Below are 20,688 nucleotides of genomic sequence, written 5' to 3'. Positions count from 1 at the left end.
GAAATGGGCGATCAGCGCAGTACGATGGCGCGGACGGCGTCGATGACGTAGGCGACGTCGCTGTCGCTCAAGGCGGGCGACAGCGGCAGGCTCACGGTCTGGCGGCCGATGCGTCGGGCGTGGGGAAAGTCCTCCGGCCGCCAGCCCAGCGTCTCGCGGTAATACGGGTGCTCCGGCAGGCTGAGGTAGTGGACGCCGACCCCGACCCTGCGCGCCGTCATCGCATCCAGGAAGGCATCACGGCTCACACCGGTTTCCTTCTCGTCGATCAGCAGTGTGTACAGGTGGTAGGCGTGGCGGCAATCCGGCGCCGCCTCGGCCGGCCGGGTCACCGGCAGGTCGGCGAAGGCCTCCTGGTAGCGCGCCCATATCTCGCGGCGGCGGCGCCAGCTCTCCTCCACCCGGGCGAGCTGATGGATGCCGATCGCGGCCTGCAAATCCATCATGTTGTATTTGAATCCGCATTCGACGACCTGGTAATGCTTGAAGCCCTCGTCGCCGAAGCGCTTCCAGGCGTCCCGACTCATGCCGTGCAACGCCAGGGTCTTGACCCGGCCGATGCTGTCGGCATCCTTGCCGATCACCATGCCGCCTTCGCCGGTGACGACATTCTTGGTCACGTAGAAGCTGAAGCAGGCGAACTCACCGAAGGTGCCGGCGGGCTGGCTGCGGAATTCGGTTTCGATGGCGTGGGCGCAGTCCTCCACCACGCGCAGGCCGTGGCGGGCGGCTATTTCGCCCAGGGCGGCCATGTCGCAGGGATGGCCGGCGAAATGCACCGGCAGGATCGCCCGCGTCCGCTCGCCGACGGCAGCCCCCACCGCCGCCGGATCGAGATTCAGCGTCGCCGGATCGACGTCCGCCAGCACCGGCCTGAGTCCGGCGTGAAGTATGGCGTTGACGGTGGCACAGAACGTCAGCGGCGTGGTGATGACCTCGTCCCCCGGCTCCAGGCCCAACGCCAGGAGGCTCAGGTGCAGGGCCGCGGTGCAGGAATTCACGGCGGCGACGCGCTGTTCCGGCACGCCTTTGTAGCGGGCGAAATCCGACTCGAACCGGGCCACCCGCGGCCCCGTCCCGATCCACCCCGATTCGAGGCAGGCGACGACTTCGTCGATCTCCGCGCGGGAAATGGCGGGCGCGCCGAAAACCAGGAAATCTTCCCTGAGCGCCGGGCTGGTCTGCTTGGTCATGTGATGTGGTATCTGCTGCGGATTGGTGCCGTGACCCGGAGCCGCGAAGCCCGGTCCCCCATGCCTTGGTGTAAACTTCGGGGTTCTTTCGACGGCCTCTCGGAGAGCCACCCGATCATGCCCTGCGCGTATCGCATCCCCCCGGTTTCCCTGGCCCGAAACGGCGGGATTATAGCCGCCGCCACGGCCTTCGTCCTGTCCCAACGGGAGAACCGCCGATGAAGGTGCTGCACGTCGAAGGCGGCAGAAACCTCTACGGCGGCGCCCGCCAGGTGCTGTACCTGCTGGAAGGGCTCGAGCAGCGCGGGATAGACAACGTACTGGTCTGCCCGGCCGGCAGCGAACTCGCCCGGGAGGCCGCCGCCCATGCCGAGGTGCATGCCATTCCGATGTCCGGCGACCTCGATTTCCGCCTCATCGGCCGGCTTTACCGGATCATCGGGCGGGTCCGGCCGGACCTCGCGCACCTGCACAGCCGGATCGGGGCGGACGTCATGGGCGGCATCGCCGCGCGTCTGGCCGGCGTGCCGGTGGTTCATTCCAGGCGTCAGGACAACCCCGAGATGCGCTGGGCCGTCGCCGTGAAATACCGTCTGCATGACCGGGTGGTCGCGATTTCCGAAGGCATCGCGCGGGTACTCGCCTCGGAAGGTCTGCCGGCGGCGAAATTGCGTGTCGTGCGCAGCGCCATCGATCCGGCCCCTTTCCTCCAGCCCGGCGACCGCCCCGGGTTCCGCACCGAATTTGGCCTGCCCGAGGACTGCACGGTGATCGGCGTGATCGCCCAGCTCATCGAACGCAAGGGCCATCGCTTTCTGCTCGAAGCCCTGCCCGAACTGACCGGGCGCTATCCGGGCCTGCACGTCCTCCTGTTCGGCAAGGGCCCGCTGGAATCTTCCCTGATCGAAACCGTACGCCACCTCGGCTTGGCGGACCGCGTCCATTTCGCCGGCTTCCGGGACGATCTGCCGCGCATCCTGCCCTGCCTGGACCTGGTGGTGCATCCGGCCCTGCGCGAAGGACTGGGAATCTCACTGCTGCAGGCCGCCGCGGCCGGCGTCCCCATCGTGGCCTCGCGCGCCGGTGGGATTCCCGAAGCCGTGCGCGACGGCGACAATGGACTGCTCGTCCCACCGGGCGATGCCGCGGCCCTGGCCGCCGCCATCCGCCGCCTGCTCGACGATCGGGACCTGGCGCGGGACATGGGCCAGCGCGGCCGGGCGCTGATCGACCGTGAGTTCTCGGTCGATGGCATGGTCGAAGGGAACCTGGCAGTCTACCGGGAACTGCTGGCGGAGAAAGGTGGCCCGCTCAGCTGATCCAGTCGAGCGGGTCCTCGTCGGGCGACGGCTTGAGTCCCGGTCGATCGATAAACAGCCGGTGCCAGATCGCAAACTGCATCAGGCAGAAGATCTCCCGGCTGGCATTCCCCTTCTTGCGCTGGGCCTGGAACAGGGCGGGAAAATGACGGGTGTCGAACCATTCGCGCACCGCCGCGTTGCCCGAGAGCTTGCCTTCCAGCCGGTCCAACAGCTCGCCGCCCAGCCATTCCCGCACCGGCACGGTGAAGCCGCGCTTCTTGGTGTAGAGATGCTCCTTCGGCACATGGCGCTCGGCCCAGCGGCGCAGGAACACCTTGGGCCGTTTGCCATCGGTCTTGAGCGCATCGGGCAGGCCCAGGCCGAATTCGACGACCCGGTGGTCGAGGAAGGGCACCCGCCCTTCCAGGCCGAAACCCATCATCATCCGGTCCACCTTGACCAGCAGACTGTCCGGCAGGTCGGTGACCAGATCGGTATACTGGCAGTGCTGCAGATGGCTCCATACCGCGGGCGCCTCGCTCCAGGCCTTGAGGTACGGAGCACGGAAATGCTTCCGCTCGGCCGCCAGCGCCGGCCCGAACAGACGCTGTGAGCGCTTCCGCCACCATTCGCTGCGGGTGCGGAAACCGCCCGTCCCCGGTGCCAGGAGATTTCTGGCCAGCCACGCCAGTCGCGGCTGACGGTAGCGCCGGTAGCCGCCGAAGACCTCGTCGCCGCCTTCGCCGGTGAACACCACCTTGAGTTCCTTCGCCGCCGCCTCGGACAGCGCCGAAGTCGGAAAGCTCGCGTAATCCCGCATCAGGTCGTCGGCGGCCCAGACCGTGTGGGGAATCCGCCGGAACAGATCCTCGCGGCGCAGGCGGATCGACGTGTGCCGGCTGCCGAACACCTGCGCGATCCGCTCGGCATCGCCCAGCTCGTCCTTCATCGCCGCATCGACGTAACCGATGGAAAAGGTCCGGACCGGCTGTGCCTGCAAGCGGCTGAGCATGGCCAGCAGGATCGCCGAATCGTTGCCCCCGGACAGAAACAGGCCATAGGGCACGTCGGAGCGGACGTGCTCCTTCATCACCTGCTCGAACATCCCCTCGAATTCGGCCTCAGCCTCCGCGAAGTCCAGCGCCCGCGACCTCACGCCGAGCGGCGTCCAGTACCGCCGCTTGCGGAGGTTCAGCTCGGCGTCTGCCTCGAGGATCTCACCCGGCCCGAGGCGCCGGATGCCGGAAAACAGGGTCTCTTCGCCGGTCGAGCAGTGCGTGTGGAGGAACTGGGAAAAGGCGCCGGCGTCGATAGTGGGCGCGTTCGGCAGCAGCGGCAGGATCGCCTTCATCTCGGACGCGAACACCAGCCGGTCGGGCAGCGCGGCGTAGAACAAGGGCTTGATCCCCAAACGGTCGCGTCCCAGCACCAGCCGCCGGCGGACGCCGTCGTACAGCGCGAATGCGAACATGCCGTGGAGACGCCCGGCGAATCCTTCCGGATCGAGCGCGTAAGCATGCAGGATGGTTTCGCTGTCGGAATGCGTGGCGAAACGGCGCCCCTCCCGCTCCAGCGCCTCGCGGAGCTCGACGTGGTTGTAGATCTCGCCGTTGGCGACGACGGCGAGCCGGCCGTCGTCGGCCAGAATGGGCTGGCGGCCGCCGCTGAGATCGATGATCGACAGGCGGGTGTGGGCCAGGCCGAATCCGCCTTCGGTGAATACCCCCTGACCGTCCGGCCCCCGATGGGCCAGGCGCTCGATCATGGGGTGGAGCCTGTCTGCCTGGACATTCCGTCCTTTCAGGACGAGCCCCGCTATTCCGCACATGTGCTGTAATCGACGAAACGGTTCGCAAGAAAAAAGGCGCCTTCCTCGAAGACGCCTTCCCCTCGCAGGGTAAGGAATCCCCCTTTATCCTGCCAGCTATTTCTTCTTGCCGCGCGAATGCATCAACCGGCTGATGAGGCCGAGCGTGATGTCGATCATGTGGCCGAGGAAGCCGCCGACCATGGCGAGCACGTCCCCGCCCGTCATGCCGCTCAGGCGCTCGCGCCCGAACCGCAGGGCGACCGGCGTTCCGAATATGCCGAGCACCATCCCCAGCACCAGGCTGCCGCTGAACCAGGAACCGGAGGGCGCCGCCGCAGTCTGGTCCGACTTCTTCACTGTGGACTCGCCGGGTTTCTCCACACCGGCAGTCGGCGGTGCCACCGCAGGCTGAACCTTGCCATCGGGAGCCGGGGTGTAATTGTCGGGAATCGCGGCATCGGTCACGCCGGGAATGGTCGGGAAGGTGCCACTGCCCTTGCCCACGATCAGTTCGCCCTTCATGCCCTTTTCCATGTGCTGGGCGATGTCGCAGTGCACCAGGTAGGTCCGGTCCTCCTTGGGCAGGATCAGGGTACCGCTGATCTTCGCGGGTCCTGTGACCTCCAGATGGAACATGCCTTTGTCATACAGATACTTGGGCAGGCCATGCATCATCCACTGGTGGCGGATGTTGTCCTCGTTGATGAAATGCACGGTGAGCCGCGTGCAGGGTTTGAAGCGCCACTCATGCTCGCTGAACCCGTACATGGTACCCGGGAACTCCTTCGCGTACTTGTGGCCTGCGCGGACGGTGATTTCCGCCTCTTCGGAGATCCTGCTGCAGCCGCCGGGCAGTTTGTCCTTGTTCTGTCCCATGACCATGCCGCCGTCCATGTCCATCAGGTGACCGTCGCCATGGTCCATGAGCCGGGTATGCTCCCTGATTTCGGCCGTCTCCGCGGCCACGGCGGCAACGCTGACGGCGAGCAGCCCGGCCGAACAAAGGTAACTCAAACGGATCGTGATCGACTTGGTATTCATGTCTCTATTTCCGTACGGCGGCGATCCACTCGGATGCGGTTTCCAGCAGCTTCGCCCGGTTGAGATAGGCGAAATAGCCGGCGATACCCAACAGGAGTCCCAGCAACAGGTTGCGGCCGGTGTTGCCCGGCGCCACCGGCTCGGCACCGGATGCGGCGGGCTTGGTGGTGGCGGCCGGCTTGACCTCCGCCTTGACGAAAGTCTCGGGATCGCCGAGGCTGGCGTCGAACACTTCCTGCCAGGGCGAGATCTTCCGCTCCCAGTATTTCTTGGTGAAATACTGGGCCAGACTCATGCCGTGGGCATGCGGCGTGCCGTTCTCGTCGAGGTATTGCTTGTAGGCGATCAGACTGATGCTGCCGCCCTCGCCCATGCCATCGGTCGTGAACGCCCTTTCGACGTGGTCATGGAACATCCACAGGCCGGGGCCGAAGCTGCGCAGGCCGTCATCGACGGTTTCCAGCTCGAGATCCAGGCGCTGCGCCGGAGAAAGGGTATAGACGTCACGCCGGATACGTGCCTCGGGCCGCTGCTCGACGCCGTCATAATGCGTTTCCACCGCCTTGTGGCCATGGGTATGCAGCGAGATGACCTCGGTGTGACCGTTGAGCACCCGTAGCTTTATCTTCTGGTTGGGTTCGACCACCACCAGGGATTCCCGGAGGGTATACGGGAAGGCGCGGCCGTTGAGGAGGTAATAGTCGTCGGTCGCGTCGGTGATGTCGTAGTCCTGGTTGATGGCGCGGGCGATCAGGCGGGGGTCGTTGAACGACTGCGGCAGCTTGTGCAGTTCCTTGTCGACCGACTGATAATGCAGGTCGTACTCGGCATCATACTTTTCCGCCACTGCCTTGGAGGGGTGCCTGACCTGACCGGCACCGACGTTGAAAACCTGCACCCAGTTGTTCGGCCGGTTTTCCTCGACGATGAACATGCCCGCCAGCCCCAGCGGAATGTGCGTATGCGGCTGGACATGGCAGTGGTAATACATGGTGCCGGCCTGGCGCGGCTTGATCACATAGGTCTTGCTCTGACCCGGCATCACGTCCATTGCGCTGGTCTGTCCGACGCCGTCGTTGCCCTCGCCGCTGAAATCCATGAAGGGATGATCCACCCCATGCAGGTGGATCGAATGCGGGAAGTAATGGGTGTTTTCCAGCACCAGCCAGACGACGTCTCCCTGTTCCACACGAATGACCGGCGCCGGCATTCGGAGCATGGGATTGGCCTCGGCGCTGGCGAAACTGCGGGTGGACATGTCGCGGGTCTTGGGCGCGAACACCCAGAATGCCGGCTGAATGCCCGGCGCGATGTCGTAGGTCGGCACGACTCCAGCAAAGTCCGGGGAATGGCCGTTCAGCTCCATGACTTCCAGCTTGATGATGTAATGGTCCGGGTCGCCGTCGTTGTCCATGTCGTTCGACAGGATGAGGGCGTCGGCGGCCAGGTTGGTATCCATCAGCGTCTGCATGGAAACGTTGTTCGTGCCCTTCACGAACGCTGCGATTTCGGCGGGGCTGTCTGGATTGCACAACCTGGACTCCCGGATTTCCACACCTTCCAGCACCTGGGCCTTGCGCCACTCCGCCGGCGCTCCGCTGTTGCAGAACGGCTCGACTTCACCGAGCTCGACCTTCTTGGTTGCGGGTAGGGCGGTCACGGCCGGCGCACCTACGGACCAGGCCAGAAAGGCAGACCCCAGCGCTGCCGACAAAGAGCGTTTGATCATGATCATGGTAACCAGGGCACGGTGACTGAGAAATGCGAAAACACGCCGGAAGCGCCCATCACCCGGCCAGGCGGGCGATGGGCCGGCGTACCTTCAGGTTTTCTTCTTGATCAGCAGCAGCGAATCCACGACTTTCTTGAAGCCTGCATTCGAGAGATAGAGGATGTAACCGAGCGCGATGACGATCACCAGGATGATGATCCAGGTGGAGCCGGAAACACTGGTCTGATTGACGCCGACCTTGAAAGGAATGTGCGCATCGATCTTCTGGCCTTCGTTCACCAGCGTCACGTGCGCCAGGTAGTCGGAGGGCTCGGTGAAGTTGATGGTGGCGTTCACGGTGCCCGTGGGATACGCGGCAGGCGCCTGGTAGAACACGCGGCTGCCCTCGGGCTCCTTGGTGATTTCGAACTCGACGGTCATGTTGCGGAGCGCCTTGCCTTCATAGTCGAAGACCAGGGTGGTCGATCCGGTTTCCGGAATCTTGTCGCAGTATTCGGTGGTGCCGGTGAGCTGCGGCTGATAAGCGGTGAAATGGACCCAGAAACCGCCCACCGGGATGCGGCAGGAGTCGACGTCGACGCCGGAACCACCCCCATGTGCCCACAGGGTCGCAGGAATCAGGGCGCCAAGACCCAGAATCGCAGCCAGCAGGCCGCACTTAAGAAATTTCGTTCTTATCATTGGAGACGTCCCTCACTGAATGTAGTGATTTATTCTAATAATTGCCGGAGCCCGCACTCGTTAAGCCCCGCGAGCGCACCGCATCCGTGACGGAAGCAGCGGCATGGCATTGCGCGCGGGCAGACTAACATAGACAACCCTTGAATTAAAGGCCGCCCGGGGGAGGCGCGGTATCACTCTAGACCACGCCGGCCGCCCTTTCGTTCCCTTCGTCCAGCGTCTTCGGAGGCCTGGCCAGCAGGGTATATACGGCCGGAATGACGAACACCGTGAATACGGTCCCGATGAGCAGTCCACCGACGATGACCCAGCCGATCTGCTGCCGGCTCTCGGCCCCGGCGCCCGACGACAAGGCCAGCGGCAGGGCACCCAGAATCATGGTCAGCGAGGTCATCAGGATCGGCCGGAAGCGCAGCACGGAGGCTTCGACCACAGCCTCCACGAGACCGCGCCCCGCCCGTTGGAGCTGGTTGGCAAACTCCACGATCAGAATGCCGTTCTTGGTCACCAGGCCGATCAGCATGATCATGCCGATCTGGCTATAGACATTGAGGGTGCCACCGGTCCATTTCAGTGAAAGCAGCGCACCGGTCACGGCCAGTGGCACAGTGAGCATGATGATGAACGGATCGGAGAAGCTCTCGAACTGCGCCGCGAGCACCAGATAAATGAACAGCAGCGCGAACACGAAGGTGAGGTAGAGCGTGCGACTGGATTCGACGAACTCGCGCGACTGGCCATCGAGATCGGTCTTGAAATCGGCCGGCAGAATCTCCTTCGCCGCTGCACCGAGGTAGGACAGGGCCTCACCCAATGTGAAGCCGGGAGTGACGCTGGCGGACAGCACCGCCGAACGCAGCCGGTTGAAATGGTTGAGTTCCTTGGCCGCGCCTTTTTCCCGGGTCTCGACCAGATTGGCGAGCTGGACCAGCCGGCCGCCGGCACCGCGCAGGTAGATCGAGCCCACGTCGTTCACGGTCATCCGCTCGGCATCCTCCAGTTCGACGATCACGTCGTACTGTTCACCGCCCTTCTTGAAACGCGTCACCTGACGCCCGCCCAGCAGCGTCTGCAGCGTCCGGCCGATCTCGTCGACGTCGACCCCGACGTCAGCGGCCTTTTCCCGGTTCACCTGCACACTGATCTGCGGCTTATCGAGTTTGAGGTCGGTATCGGCGTTGACCAAGCCGGCGTACTGCCGGGCCCGGTCGACCAATTGCGCCGCCACACCATCGAGCTTTTCGTAGGTCGGCCCCTGGATCACGAACTGCACGGGCGGGCTGCGGAAGCTCTGCCCCAGGGAAGGAGGATTGATGGCGAAAGCCATCACCCCCGGCAAGGCCATCAGCTTCGGCAACAAGGTCGCCGCGATCTCCTGCTGCGAGCGGTGGCGCTGCTGCCATGGCTTCAAGCGCACGAAACCGATCGCGGAATTCACCGGGTTGGGCCGGTCCAACCCCGGCGCCACCACCATGAAATAACTCCGGACTTCCGGGATCGGCTGGACCATCGCCTCGACTTCGCGGGCATAACGGTCGGTGTACTCCACGGTCGCACCTTCGGGGGCCGCGATCATGATGATGATGTTGCCGCGGTCCTCCAGCGGCGACAGTTCCGCGTTGAGCGCACGGAACAGCCCTACCGCGCCGACGGCTATACCCAGCATCACCCCGATCACGGCCCACCGGTGCCGCAAGGCGGCCTTGAGCCCCTTTCGGTAGAGCGCCGTGAAACCGGAGGCCTGGCCGCCTTCGGCCCGCCCCGTCCTGACGGTAGCGCCCGGCTTCAACAGGCGTGAGCACATCATCGGGGTCAGCGTCAGCGCCACGAAACCGGAGACCAACACTGCGCAGGACACCGCCAGAGCGAATTCAGAGAACAGCCGGCCGGTATTGCCGCTCATGAACGCCAGCGGCGCGAATACCGAAGCCAGCGTCAACGTCATGGCAACCACCGCGAAGGCGATTTCCCGGCTGCCCTCGACCGCCGCCCTCAAAGGGGGTGCACCGCCTTCGATGCGCCGGTAGATGTTCTCCATCATCACGATGGCGTCATCCACCACCAGGCCGATGGCGAGCACCAACGCCAGCAGGGTCAGAATGTTGACCGAAAACCCCAGTGCATAAATGAAGATGAAGGCGCCGATCAGAGAGACCGGGATGGTCACGAACGGGATGAGGGTAGCGCGCGCCGAACGCAGAAACGACCAGGTAACCAGCGTGACCAACCCCAGGGACTCGGCCAGGGTCTTGTAGACGGAATGGATGGACTCGTCGATGAACTGGGAGGTGTCGAAGGACACTTCCAGCTTCATCCCGTCCGGCAGGGTTTGCAGGATTTTCGGCAGCTCCGCCCGCACCGACCGGGCCACCTCCAGGGTGTTGGCCGTGGCCTGCTTGACCACCCCCAGCGCCACCGCCGGATTGCCGTTCACCCGCACGATGTTGCGCTCATCCGCCGCCCCCAGCTCGGCCCGACCGATGTCCGACAGCCGCACCAGAAAACCGTTCACCTCCCGCACGATCAGAGCGTTGAATTCTTCGACCGTTTTCAGGTCGGTCTCGCTGAATACGGTGAACTCGCGCTGTGCACTTTCGATGCGTCCGCCTGGCAGTTCGACGTTGCGCTTCTGCAGCGCAGCCTCGACATCCTGCACCGTCACCCCGTGGGCAGCCATCCGCTCGCGGTTGAGCCACAGCCGCATCGCATAGCGGCGTTCACCGCCGATGATCACACTGGCGACGCCCGGCAGAGTCTGCAGCCGGTCCTGCACGTAACGATCGGCGAAATCGGTGATTTCCAGGGGACTGTGGCGATCGCTGGAAAAAGCAAGCCACAGGATGGGCTGGGCGTCGGCTTCGATCTTGCTGATGACGGGTTCGTCCATCTCGCGCGGCAGCCGGGCCCTGACCCGCGACACCCGGTCGCGCACATCGGCCGCCGCCGAATCCTGGTCGCGGCTGACGTTGAACTCGAGGGTGATCTGGCTGACTTCTTCGCGGCTGACCGACTTCATGGTCCGGATGCCTTCGATGCCGGACAGCGAGTCCTCCAGCGGCCGCGTCACCTGGCTCTCGATCACCTCCGAACTGGCGCCCTTGTAGACGCTGCGGACCGAGACTACGGGTGCATCGATGTTGGGATACTCCCGCACCGGCAGGCGCTGGAAACACATCAGCCCGACCAGCACCAAAGCGAGGCTCATCACCGTCGCCAGCACCGGCCGGCGGATGGAAATGTCGCTCAGTGTCATGGGGCGGGCGGATTTTCCTTCGCTTCGAGAACCGCGACCGGGGCCCCGTCGCGAAGCTTGACCTGGCCTTCGGTCACGACGCTGTCACCCTCGGCGAGCCCCTGCACGATTTCGACCTTGCCCTTGTAGCGCGCGCCAATCGCCACCGGAGTCGCGACCGCCTTGCCGGCTACCACCCGGAACACCGACGCGGAGCTGCCCTTCACCACCAGGGCGGACTCCGGCACGAAAAGCGCCCTGCGCGCCGCGCCCAGTGCCAGATGGATACGCGCGAACATACCCGGACGCAGTGCCCGATCGGGGTTCGGCAGCCGCGCCCTCACCCTCAGGGCGCGGCTTTCCTCCTCGAGACGCGGGTCCACGGCGTAGACCTGGCCGGAAAAAACCCGCCCGGGATAAGCCGCCACCTCGGCAGTCAGGGCGAGCCCCCTCGTCACGGTACCGGCATACTTCTCCGGCACCTTGAAATCCAGCTTGACCGGGTCCAGGGCCTCCAGGTTGACCAGCGCCTTGCCCTTGTCAAGGTATTCCCCGACGCTGACCTGCCGGATACCGACGATGCCGTCGAACGGCGCGCGCAGCACGGTCTTCTGCAGCAGCACCCGGTCCCGCTCCACCAGGGCGTTCGAATACTTGAGCTTGGACACGGCCTCGTCGTACTGCTGGGCACTGACATGGGCGCGCTCACGCATCGCCTTCATGCGCGCGAAGTTGGCCTGGTCCAGCTCCTGCTGGGCCAGACTCTGGGCCAAGGCCGCCCGGTATTCGTCCTGCTCGAGCTCGATCAGCACCTCGCCCGCCCTGACCGGTTTACCCTCGGTGAACCGGATCGCTTTGACCCGTCCCGGGACCTCCGGGCGGATCACGACCGACTCGTCAGCCAAGAGGGTACCGACGGCGTCGATGGCATCGTCGACGGACTCAGCCCAGACCCGCGCCACGAACACCGGGACCGACGGCGGCACCCGCACGTCGGCGGGCGGCACCGCTGCCGGCGGCGTCGCGGTATGTCGCCACCATCCGGCGATGGCAGCCAGCGAAGCGGCCAGGACCAGAACGCCGAAACTTTTGTTGGACATGGAGGGACGCCCCTCGAACCGGTGGCAAATGAAGCGGAAAGGAAATGTCAGGCCGGGCCGGACAGCAGCTCGCCCAGCTCGCCGGTGCGCTCCAGCGCAGCCAGATCGTCGAACCCGCCCACGTGCCTGTCGCCGATGAAAATCTGCGGCACGGTGCGGCGGTGGGTGATCGTCATCATTTCCTGGAATCTGGCGGGATCCAGGTCGACCCGGATCTTTTCGATCTCCACGACCCCCTTGGACTTCAACAGCCGCTCGGCCGCCGAGCAGAAAGGACACATGGCTGTGCTATACATGCGGACTGGGAGCATAATCGTCGCATCGGCTCTATGGCGGGAAGAGTTTCCGAGTTTAACACGCGCCCCGGGCCGGAGACGCCTCCCGATCGTTCAGCGGTCCCTCTTTACAAATCCATGTTTCGTGAGAATATTAGAATTTACTGGAATGACCTGGGTGAATACCATGACTACTGAACGCTGGGTACGTATCGTCGCCGGCTTTTTCATCCTGCTCTCCCTGTCCCTCGGCGTGGAAGCCAGCCCCCTCTTCGTCAACGCCAACTGGCTCTGGTTCACCGCCTTCGTCGGTGCCAACCTGTTCCAGAGCGGCTTTACCCGCTTCTGTCCGCTGGAAAGCATCTTGCGGAAACTGGGCGTGAAAAGCGCCTGCGGCACGGAATAGCCATGCAACTGGTCTGCCCGGCCTGCCTCACCCGCAACCGCGTGCCTGCCGACCGGCTCGGCGAGCAGCCCAAATGCGGCCGCTGCTCCACGCCGCTGTTGAGCGGCCATCCGGTCGAACTCGACGACGGCGGCTTCGATACTTACACCCGTCACTCCGATCTGCCGGTGCTGGTGGATTTCTGGGCGACCTGGTGCGGACCCTGCCGATCCCTCGCACCGGTCGTGGCCCAGGCGGCGGACGCCCTCAATGGCAGGATCCTGGTCGCCAAGCTGGACGTCGACCGGGCCCCTGCTACGGCTCAGCGTTTCAACATCCGCAGCGTCCCGACCCTGGTGCTGTTCCGGCACGGCCAGGAAACGCGCCGAATCAGCGGAGCGCTCGGCTTCGGCCCCTTGATGGATTGGCTGCAACGCGGTTGATGCAGCGGAAAGAGCGACCCGGCAAATTGCCGGGCCCCCTGCCCGATGGCATCGATACCCCGGTCCGTTTGATCCCGATCGTTTTCTGGCCGCCCAGGCCAAGGACTAGGCGAATGCGATCGCCGAACCTCGCGCGGGCCGCAAGCGAACGCATTGGATAAAGTTCTTCGGCGGAAAACCGGACGACAGAAAGCCTGGCCATCCGCGCGGAGATGACCTCCGGCAGATGAGATTGGAGACGGGGCCGTGATCGACGCCGAGGAACCGGCCCGAACCTCCAGCTCATGCCCCTGGCAGGGCATCTTCCAATACCCTGCCAGGGAACCAGGGAAAGAAACCCGGCGTCAGGGGTGATAGGCGGTTTCGCCGTGCTCACGGATGTCCAATCCCTCACGCTCGGTCTCCTCGGAAACCCGAAGGCCGACGAGCAGATCGACGATCTTGTAGGCGATCAGGGAGACCACGCCGCTCCAGACGATGGTGACGCCCACACCCCAGCACTGGCTGATGACCTGGCTCACCATGTCGTATTCGGCGACGGCGTTGGCCACATAGTCGTAGACCCCGGCACCGCCGAGGGCGGGAGAGGCGAAGATGCCGGTGCCCAGCGCGCCGATGATACCGCCCACGCCGTGGACACCGAACACGTCGAGCGAGTCGTCATAGCCCAGCGCATTCTTGAGGGTAGTCACGGACCAGAAGCACACCGCGCCGGCCGCCAAACCCAGCACGATCGAACCCATCGGACCGATGAAACCGCAGGCCGGCGTGATGGCCACCAGGCCGGCGACCGCACCCGAAGCACCGCCCAGCATGCTGGGCTTGCCGCGCGCGATCCATTCGACGGCCGACCACGCCAGCGTCGCGGCAGCGGTGGCCAGCATGGTGTTGACGAAGGCCAAAGCTGCGGTGCCGGTGGCCTCCAGGTTGGAACCGGCGTTGAAGCCAAACCAACCGACCCAAAGGAGCGAGGCGCCGATCATGGTCATAGGAACGCTGTGCGGCGCCATCGACTCCTTCTTGTAGCCGATGCGTTTACCCACCAGCAGACAGCCGACCAGGCCGGCGATGCCCGCATTGATGTGAACCACGGTGCCGCCGGCGAAATCCAGCGCACCCTTTTGAAACAGGAAGCCGGCGGTAGCGGTCGCCTTTTCGCCCGCCGCGGCATCGGTATAGGCGTCGGGGCCGGCCCAGTACCACACCATGTGGGCGATCGGCAGATAGGAGAAGGTGAACCACAACACCATGAACAGCAGCACCGCGCTGAACTTCATGCGCTCGGCAAAGGCACCGACGATCAGGGCCGGCGTGATGCAGGCGAAGGTCAACTGGAACGCGACGTAGATCAGTTCGGGGATCACCACACCCTTGCTGAAGGTGGCGGCAGTCGAATCGGGCGTCACGCCGGCGAGGAAGGCCTTGTCCAGACTGCCGAAGAAGACGCCCCCTTCGGTAAACGCGATGCTGTAACCGTAGACGGCCCAGAGTACGGCCATCAGCGAAAAGATCACGAAGACCTGCATCAGCACAGACAGCATGTTCTTGGCGCGGACCATGCCGCCGTAGAACAACGCCAGCCCCGGAATGACCATCAGGGTCACCAGCACCGTGGCGACGATCATCCAGGCCGTATCACCCTTGTCCGGGGTCGGAACGGCAGGGGTAGCGGCCTGCTGCACCGTCTCGACCACGGTCTCGACGATCTCGGTGGCGCCTTCGGCCTGCGCGGCGGCACCGAAACCGAGGCACGCCAGAGTCACCAGTAAAGTCGGAATGTTTTTCATATGAAGGGTCTCCATCGTCCGTTGTCGTTGTCACAGGGCATCCGGACCGGTCTCGCCGGTGCGAATCCGGACGACTTGTTCGAGATCGGCCACGAAAATCTTGCCATCGCCGATCTTGCCGGTATTGGCCGTCTTGGTGATCGCATCGATCACCGCCTCGAGCTGGTCGTCGGTGATCGCCACCTCGAGCTTCACCTTGGGCAGAAAATCCACGACGTACTCTGCGCCACGGTATAATTCGGTATGCCCTTTCTGTCTCCCGAACCCCTTGACTTCAGTGACCGTGATGCCGGTGATGCCGACCTCGGACAGGGCTTCCCTGACGTCGTCAAGCTTGAAAGGCTTGAGTATTGCGGTAACGAATTTCATGCAGGTCTCCTTGGTTGAAGTATTACGCGGTCGGCCTCACGTCTCCTTAGCACGGCGAATCAGGCGCGATCCGATGGCTCCACTGGATGAAAAGCATGAGCCATGCCACGGGAGATAAAAGAGCAGCCAAGAGCCAAACAAACCCTGGCCCCAAACAAATTGCACCTTTGTTGTCAAACGACCGCAACATTACGCACCAATTTAAGGCGCGCCGGCGCACATCCGGCACTTACCCATTCCGAACCTCCAGGCGGACCGCCATGATCGACAAGACCACTCTCGACGAACTTTCCAGACGCCTCGCCGACGCCGTGCCCACCGGGCTGCTCGGCGTCCGCGACGAGCTGGAAAAAAATTTCAACGCCGTGCTGCAGGGCACGCTCAGCCGCCTCAACCTGGTGAGCCGGGAAGAGTTCGATGTGCAGCGCGCGGTGCTGGAACGGGCCCGCACCCGCCTGGTGGAACTCGAAGCCCGCCTCTCCGAACTGGAAAAACGACTGCCTCCCGCCTGAAGCCGGACATGGCGCTCGCGATCGTCCACAGCCGCGCCTGCCAGGGCATCGACGCACCGGAGGTGACGGTGGAAGTCCACATCGCTCCGGGGCTGCCCAATCTCACCATCGTGGGACTGCCGGAAACCGCGGTGCGCGAGAGCAAGGACCGGGTGCGCAGCGCTCTCGTCACCACCGGCTTCGAGTTTCCCGCCCAACGCATCACCGTCAACCTGGCCCCGGCCGATCTGCCCAAGGAAGGCGGCCGTTTCGACCTGCCCATCGCCCTCGGCATACTGGCCGCTTCCAAGCAGATCCGTACCGAGCCTCTGCTGGCGCTGGAGTGTGTCGGCGAGCTGGCGCTTACCGGTGAACTGCGTCCGGTCCCCGGAGCCTTGCCCGTCGCCCTCCAGTCGCGCCGTGCCGAGCGCAGCCTGATCGTACCCTGGGACAATGCCGGCGAAGCGGCGCTGGTCTCCGGCGCCTGCGTGCTCCCGGCGCGCCATCTGCTGGACGTGTGCGCCCATCTGGACGGCAGCCGCCCGCTCGCCGCCGCCGAACCGTGCACCGAAACGTCTCAGGCAAGCGAGGAATTCCCCGATCTCGCCGAAGTCCGCGGCCAGTTCCAGGCCAAGCGCGCCCTGGAGATCGCCGCCGCCGGCCGCCACAACCTGCTGATGCTGGGGCCGCCGGGCACCGGTAAATCCATGCTGGCCTCGCGCATGCCCGGCATCCTGCCCGACCTGACCGAGACGGAAGCATTGGAAACCGCGGCGGTCGCCTCGGTCAGCGGGATGCCCTTCGACCCGGCAGTCTGGCGCCGACCGCCGTACCGCGCCCCTCATCACACTGCCTCCGCACCGGCGCTGGTAGGCGGCGGGAGCAGTCCCAAACCCGGGGAGATTTCGCTGGCCCATAACGGCGTGCTGTTCCTGGACGAGTTGCCGGAATTCGACCGGCGGGTGCTGGAGGTCCTGCGCGAACCCCTGGAGAGCGGCACCATCACCATTTCCCGCGCCACCCAACGGCTGGATTTCCCCGCCCGTTTCCAGCTCGTCGCCGCGATGAATCCCTGCCCCTGCGGCTATCTGGGCGATGCCTCCGGGCGCTGCCATTGCTCGGCCGAACAGGTGGCCCGCTACCGTGCACGCATCTCCGGACCTCTCCTGGACCGGATCGACATCCACATCGACGTGCCCCGCCAGGACCCGGCCACACTTATGGACGGCGCGTCCCCGAGCGAGGAGACCAGCGTTCAGGTCCGATCCCGCGTGACTGCCGCCCGCGAGCGGGCGCTCCGCCGCAGCGGCCAGCCCAACGCACTGCTCACGCCGCGTCAGATCGAGCGCCATTGCGCCCCCGACAGTGCGGGACGCGCCTTGTTGGAACGGGCCATGACACGGCTGAATCTGTCGCACCGCGCCTACCATCGCATTTTGAAGCTGGCCCGCACCATCGCCGATCTGGATGGCAGCGAGGCAATCACAGCCACCCACATCGGAGAAGCCATCGGCTACCGGCGTCTCGACCGCGCCGCGCACCGATGAATGGTCTCAACCCCCAGCAACACGCGGCGGTCACCACCCTGGACTGTCCGCTGCTCGTGATCGCCGGCGCCGGCAGCGGCAAAACCCGCGTCATCACCGAAAAGATCGCCTACCTGATCCGGCAGGGCACACCGGCCCGCCATATCGTCGCCGTCACTTTCACCAACAAGGCGGCGCGCGAGATGAAAAGCCGGGTCGGCAAGCTGGCCGACGACAAGTCACTGCGGGGTCTCACGGTCTCCACCTTCCATGCTCTGGGACTGGAGATCGTCCGGCGTGAACACAAGGCGCTGGAACTCAAGTCCGCCATTTCCATCTTCGATGAGCAGGACCGGCAGGCTTTGCTGCGGGAACTGATCCGCCACGGCGACCACCGCTTCGACCCGGAGCAAGCCGACGCCTACGCCGCGCGCATCTCGCGCTGGAAAAACCGCTTCATCACCCCCGACCGTGCCCGCTCGCTCGACGAGCCCGATGCGGCCGGAATCGCCGCCCTGTACGAAGCCTACATGCACCACATGAAGGCTTACAACGCCGTCGATTTCGATGACCTGATCCTGCTGCCGGTGATGCTGTTCCAGCGGCACCCGGAGGTACTGGACAAATGGCGCAACCAGATCCGTTACCTGCTGGTCGACGAATACCAGGACACCAACCAGACCCAGTACGAACTCATCAAGCTGCTCACCGGCACCTTGGGCAAGTTCACCGTGGTCGGCGACGACGACCAGTCCATCTATGCCTGGCGCGGTGCCCAGCCGGAAAACCTGGCCCAGCTCCGCAACGACTTCCCCCGCCTCAAGGTCATCAAGCTCGAACAGAATTACCGCTCCATGGGACGCATCCTCAAGGCCGCCAACCAGCTCATCGGCAACAATCCGCACATTTTCGAAAAGAAACTGTGGAGCGCCATGGGCCAAGGCGACCCGATCCGGGTGCTCAGGCACCGCGACGAAATCGCCGAAGCACGCCAGATCGCCGCCGATATCGTGCATCACAAATTCCGCCACAACACCCGCTTCGCCGACTACGCCATTCTCTACCGCGGCAACCACCAGTCGCGGCTGTTCGAGCGCGCGCTGCGGGAATTCAGCGTGCCGTATCACATCAGCGGCGGCACGTCCTTCTTCGGCTACACGGAGGTCAAGGACGTCATGGCCTACCTGCGCCTGCTGGTGAATCCGGACGACGACGCCGCCTTCCTGCGCATCGTCAACGTCCCGCGCCGCGAGATCGGCCCCACCACTCTGGAAAAACTCGGCCAGTACGCCAACCGCCGTCATATCAGCCTGTACGCCGCCTGCTTCGAACTGGGCCTGGAACAATCCCTTCCGGCCAACGCCGTCCAGCGCCTGCGCCGCTTCGGGGAGCACATCGCCGATACCGCCGACCGCACCACACGCGGAGACGTCTTCAAGATCATCGACGATTTTCTCGGCACGATCGGTTACGAAAACTGGGTGCGGGAAAACAGCAGTGACGCCAAGGCCGCCGAGCGCAAATTCGGCAACGTGCGCGAACTGCTCGACTGGCTCCGGCGCATCGCCGAAAAAGACGGCGAAAACCGCAGCCTGGCCGAAACCGTGGCCAAGGCCACGCTGCTCGACGTACTGGACCGCAACCAGGAAGACGACACCGGCGACCGGGTCAGCCTCATGACCCTGCACGCCGCCAAGGGGCTGGAATTTCCCTATGTCTACCTGGTCGGCATGGAGGAAAATCTCCTCCCCCACCAAACCAGCATCGACGAGGACAACATCGAAGAAGAGCGCCGCCTCGCCTACGTCGGCATCACCCGCGCCCGCCGCGACCTCACCCTGAGCTACTGCAGCCACCGGAAGCGTTACGGCGAAATGATCGGCTGCGAGCCCAGCCGCTTTCTCGCCGAACTGCCGCAGGAAGACCTCGAATGGCCCGACCGCCAGCCGCTCGATCCCGAAACCAAGCGCGAACGCGGCCGCGCCTCACTGGCGCAGCTGCGGAATTTGTTAAGCGACTGATGATCTTGTATAATGGTCCGCTCAGCGCGCCCGTAGCTCAGTTGGATAGAGCGTTGGCCTCCGGAGCCAAAGGTCGGACGTTCGAGTCGTCTCGGGCGCGCCATTTTGAGACTGAACGAATGCCCAGCCAGGGACATTCGCAGCAAATGCGGTAAATCTCGGGGCGTAGCGCAGCCTGGTAGCGCACCTGTATGGGGTGCAGGTGGTCGGAGGTTCGAATCCTCTCGCCCCGACCAATTCCCAAAATCAAGAAAGCGGCTTGGGTGATTTCACCTGCCGCTTTTTTTATTGCCCGCGTGACCAAATCGTGAGATCCCATCGAGCTCGTTCACCGCCACGCGGACATTTCCTTGAGTGACCTTCCCTCGAAAAATGGTCTTCAAACGGTGACGTAGAATCATCCTCACCCTGGAAAGGAAGACGATGGAGAATCCCGAAGCAGGGATATCCGGCCGGCCAGCAGCGCGTGGAACGGCTGCGGCGTTTCCGGGTCACGACCGACTCGAAGCACGACCTCCCGGAGCGCAACCTCACTCCGACCGGGCCGAATCAGGTCCGGAGCTCGGACATCACCTACCTGTGGACGGATGGATGCCGGCCGTATCCGGCGATCACCCCGGACCCGTTCAACCGGGAGGTCGTGGGCTGGTCACCGAAGCCGCGCATGACGGCGGACATCGTGACCGATGCGCCGACCATGGCCTGGTTCCGACGAAAGCCGGCAGCCATCGATCCCTCCTTCGGATCGGGATCGCCGGTATACCAGCAAGGCGATGGCGTTTTACCGCGGCAAGCGGTGGTACTCGACTTTGGGTTACGAATCGCCAGAGCAGTTCATGCGGGACGGGCCCGCGGCCCGGATTCAGGAGAAACAGGTGACAGGAACCCCACCGCTTGGAAGGCGAAAAACCGAGGGAAGGTCGAGTCAGTACGCTAGTCCGACTTGAACCAACCCGCCTCCACGGAAAGCGGGGCGGGTCAAACTGCATCGGGGGCGGTGTTCCCTCGAACGATGCCAGGCTCTTCTTCCCCGAACGCTACTTGGAGGCATCCGCTCCTTTCTTGGCGGGCAGACCGGGAACCTCTCCCGATTCCAGGAGTCTGGCCGCGTCGGGATTCGAACAGACGTCGGTCTTTAGGACCTGCTCGATCCTGGCGATTTTCGCCTTGAGCGCCTCGTTCTCCGCCTTTTGCTTTTCTATCTGCTCCTGCAGGCTCGGCCCGTCCTGTGCCGCTACGCCCGTACCTGCCAATAAGGCCATTGCCAGCATGGCCGGATATCCGATGCTTTTTTTCATTCC

General features: G+C 64.3%; 17 protein-coding genes, 2 tRNA genes and 1 pseudogene. 9 read left to right on the top strand and 11 right to left on the bottom strand.

All coding sequences use genetic code 11. The features are described from left to right. Window positions 1-11: 11 nt before the first annotated feature. Entirely contained in the window at window positions 12-1,193 is a 1,182-nt protein-coding gene (locus H156_RS0103415; protein ID WP_010961364.1) for a DegT/DnrJ/EryC1/StrS family aminotransferase, read from the bottom strand. Window positions 1,194-1,411: 218 nt separating this feature from the next. Here H156_RS0103415 and H156_RS0103405 point away from each other — a divergent pair, with 218 nt between their 5' ends. Further along, the gene (locus H156_RS0103405) at window positions 1,412-2,512 is read left to right on the top strand and encodes a glycosyltransferase (RefSeq protein WP_017366401.1); all 1,101 of its coding nucleotides are present in this window, start codon (window positions 1,412-1,414) and stop codon (window positions 2,510-2,512) included. Here H156_RS0103405 and asnB read toward each other — a convergent pair. The 7 genes from asnB to grxC all read right to left on the bottom strand — a co-directional run bounded on the left by asnB (window position 2,505) and on the right by grxC (window position 12,386). Then, a complete protein-coding gene (asnB, locus tag H156_RS0103400; RefSeq protein WP_026046089.1) occupies window positions 2,505-4,322 on the bottom strand; it encodes an asparagine synthase (glutamine-hydrolyzing) in 1,818 nt (605 codons plus the stop codon). The genes H156_RS0103405 and asnB overlap by 8 nt on opposite strands. Window positions 4,323-4,418: 96 nt before the next feature. After that, window positions 4,419-5,345, bottom strand: a complete 927-nt coding sequence (locus tag H156_RS0103395; protein ID WP_017366403.1) for a cupredoxin domain-containing protein — start codon at window positions 5,343-5,345, stop codon at window positions 4,419-4,421. 4 nt (window positions 5,346-5,349) lie between these two features. Further along, window positions 5,350-7,074: a multicopper oxidase domain-containing protein gene (locus tag H156_RS0103390; protein WP_036246021.1), complete on the bottom strand. Its 1,725-nt coding sequence runs from the start codon at window positions 7,072-7,074 to the stop codon at window positions 5,350-5,352. Between the two features lie 93 nt (window positions 7,075-7,167). Beyond that, window positions 7,168-7,758 (bottom strand): hypothetical protein, encoded by a 591-nt coding sequence (locus tag H156_RS0103385; protein WP_010961369.1) that lies wholly within the window; start codon window positions 7,756-7,758, stop codon window positions 7,168-7,170. 178 nt (window positions 7,759-7,936) lie between these two features. Beyond that, entirely contained in the window at window positions 7,937-11,011 is a 3,075-nt protein-coding gene (locus tag H156_RS0103380) for an efflux RND transporter permease subunit (RefSeq protein ID WP_017366405.1), read from the bottom strand. Then, a complete protein-coding gene (locus tag H156_RS0103375) occupies window positions 11,008-12,090 on the bottom strand; it encodes an efflux RND transporter periplasmic adaptor subunit (protein ID WP_017366406.1) in 1,083 nt (360 codons plus the stop codon). Before H156_RS0103375 ends, H156_RS0103380 begins: the two co-directional genes overlap by 4 nt. A gap of 47 nt (window positions 12,091-12,137) precedes the next feature. Beyond that, window positions 12,138-12,386, bottom strand: a complete 249-nt coding sequence (grxC, locus tag H156_RS0103370; RefSeq protein ID WP_425607732.1) for a glutaredoxin 3 — start codon at window positions 12,384-12,386, stop codon at window positions 12,138-12,140. Window positions 12,387-12,552: 166 nt separating this feature from the next. Between grxC and H156_RS0103365 the strand changes: the two genes are divergently transcribed. Both H156_RS0103365 and trxC read left to right on the top strand, forming a co-directional pair. Further along, window positions 12,553-12,771, top strand: a complete 219-nt coding sequence (locus H156_RS0103365; RefSeq protein ID WP_026046091.1) for a YgaP family membrane protein — start codon at window positions 12,553-12,555, stop codon at window positions 12,769-12,771. Between the two features lie 2 nt (window positions 12,772-12,773). Next, window positions 12,774-13,193 (top strand): thioredoxin TrxC, encoded by a 420-nt coding sequence (gene trxC, locus H156_RS0103360; protein WP_017366409.1) that lies wholly within the window; start codon window positions 12,774-12,776, stop codon window positions 13,191-13,193. A gap of 344 nt (window positions 13,194-13,537) precedes the next feature. On the opposite strand, the gene H156_RS0103355 is transcribed toward trxC, so the two are convergent. Beyond that, window positions 13,538-14,980 (bottom strand): ammonium transporter, encoded by a 1,443-nt coding sequence (locus H156_RS0103355; protein WP_017366410.1) that lies wholly within the window; start codon window positions 14,978-14,980, stop codon window positions 13,538-13,540. A gap of 30 nt (window positions 14,981-15,010) precedes the next feature. After that, a complete protein-coding gene (gene glnK / locus H156_RS0103350) occupies window positions 15,011-15,349 on the bottom strand; it encodes a P-II family nitrogen regulator (RefSeq protein WP_010961376.1) in 339 nt (112 codons plus the stop codon). Window positions 15,350-15,609: 260 nt separating this feature from the next. On the opposite strand from glnK, the gene H156_RS0103345 reads away from it, so the two are divergent. The 6 genes and pseudogenes from H156_RS0103345 to H156_RS16625 all read left to right on the top strand — a co-directional run. Next, window positions 15,610-15,861, top strand: a complete 252-nt coding sequence (locus H156_RS0103345; RefSeq protein ID WP_017366411.1) for an accessory factor UbiK family protein — start codon at window positions 15,610-15,612, stop codon at window positions 15,859-15,861. Window positions 15,862-15,869: 8 nt separating this feature from the next. Beyond that, window positions 15,870-17,387: a YifB family Mg chelatase-like AAA ATPase gene (locus tag H156_RS0103340; protein WP_017366412.1), complete on the top strand. Its 1,518-nt coding sequence runs from the start codon at window positions 15,870-15,872 to the stop codon at window positions 17,385-17,387. Continuing rightward, window positions 17,384-19,387 carry a DNA helicase Rep gene (rep, locus tag H156_RS0103335; RefSeq protein WP_017366413.1) on the top strand — a complete coding sequence of 668 codons (2,004 nt, stop codon included), beginning with the start codon at window positions 17,384-17,386 and terminating at the stop codon, window positions 19,385-19,387. Before H156_RS0103340 ends, rep begins: the two co-directional genes overlap by 4 nt. 26 nt (window positions 19,388-19,413) lie before the next feature. Beyond that, window positions 19,414-19,490: transfer RNA gene (locus tag H156_RS0103330), tRNA-Arg, on the top strand. Window positions 19,491-19,546: 56 nt separating this feature from the next. Next, window positions 19,547-19,623, top strand: a tRNA-Pro gene (locus tag H156_RS0103325). Between the two features lie 194 nt (window positions 19,624-19,817). Next, a pseudogene (locus H156_RS16625) lies at window positions 19,818-20,111 on the top strand (IS3 family transposase); the annotation flags it as partial. 313 nt (window positions 20,112-20,424) lie between these two features. Here H156_RS16625 and H156_RS0103315 read toward each other — a convergent pair. After that, window positions 20,425-20,685, bottom strand: a complete 261-nt coding sequence (locus tag H156_RS0103315) for a hypothetical protein (RefSeq protein ID WP_017366414.1) — start codon at window positions 20,683-20,685, stop codon at window positions 20,425-20,427. Between the last annotated feature and the right edge of the window lie 3 nt (window positions 20,686-20,688).

It is taken from the genome of Methylococcus capsulatus str. Texas = ATCC 19069, assembly GCF_000424685.1.
Classification (GTDB): domain Bacteria; phylum Pseudomonadota; class Gammaproteobacteria; order Methylococcales; family Methylococcaceae; genus Methylococcus; species Methylococcus capsulatus.
Note: the sequence above shows the minus strand (reverse complement) of the source record. Positions and strands in the feature narration are given on the sequence as shown.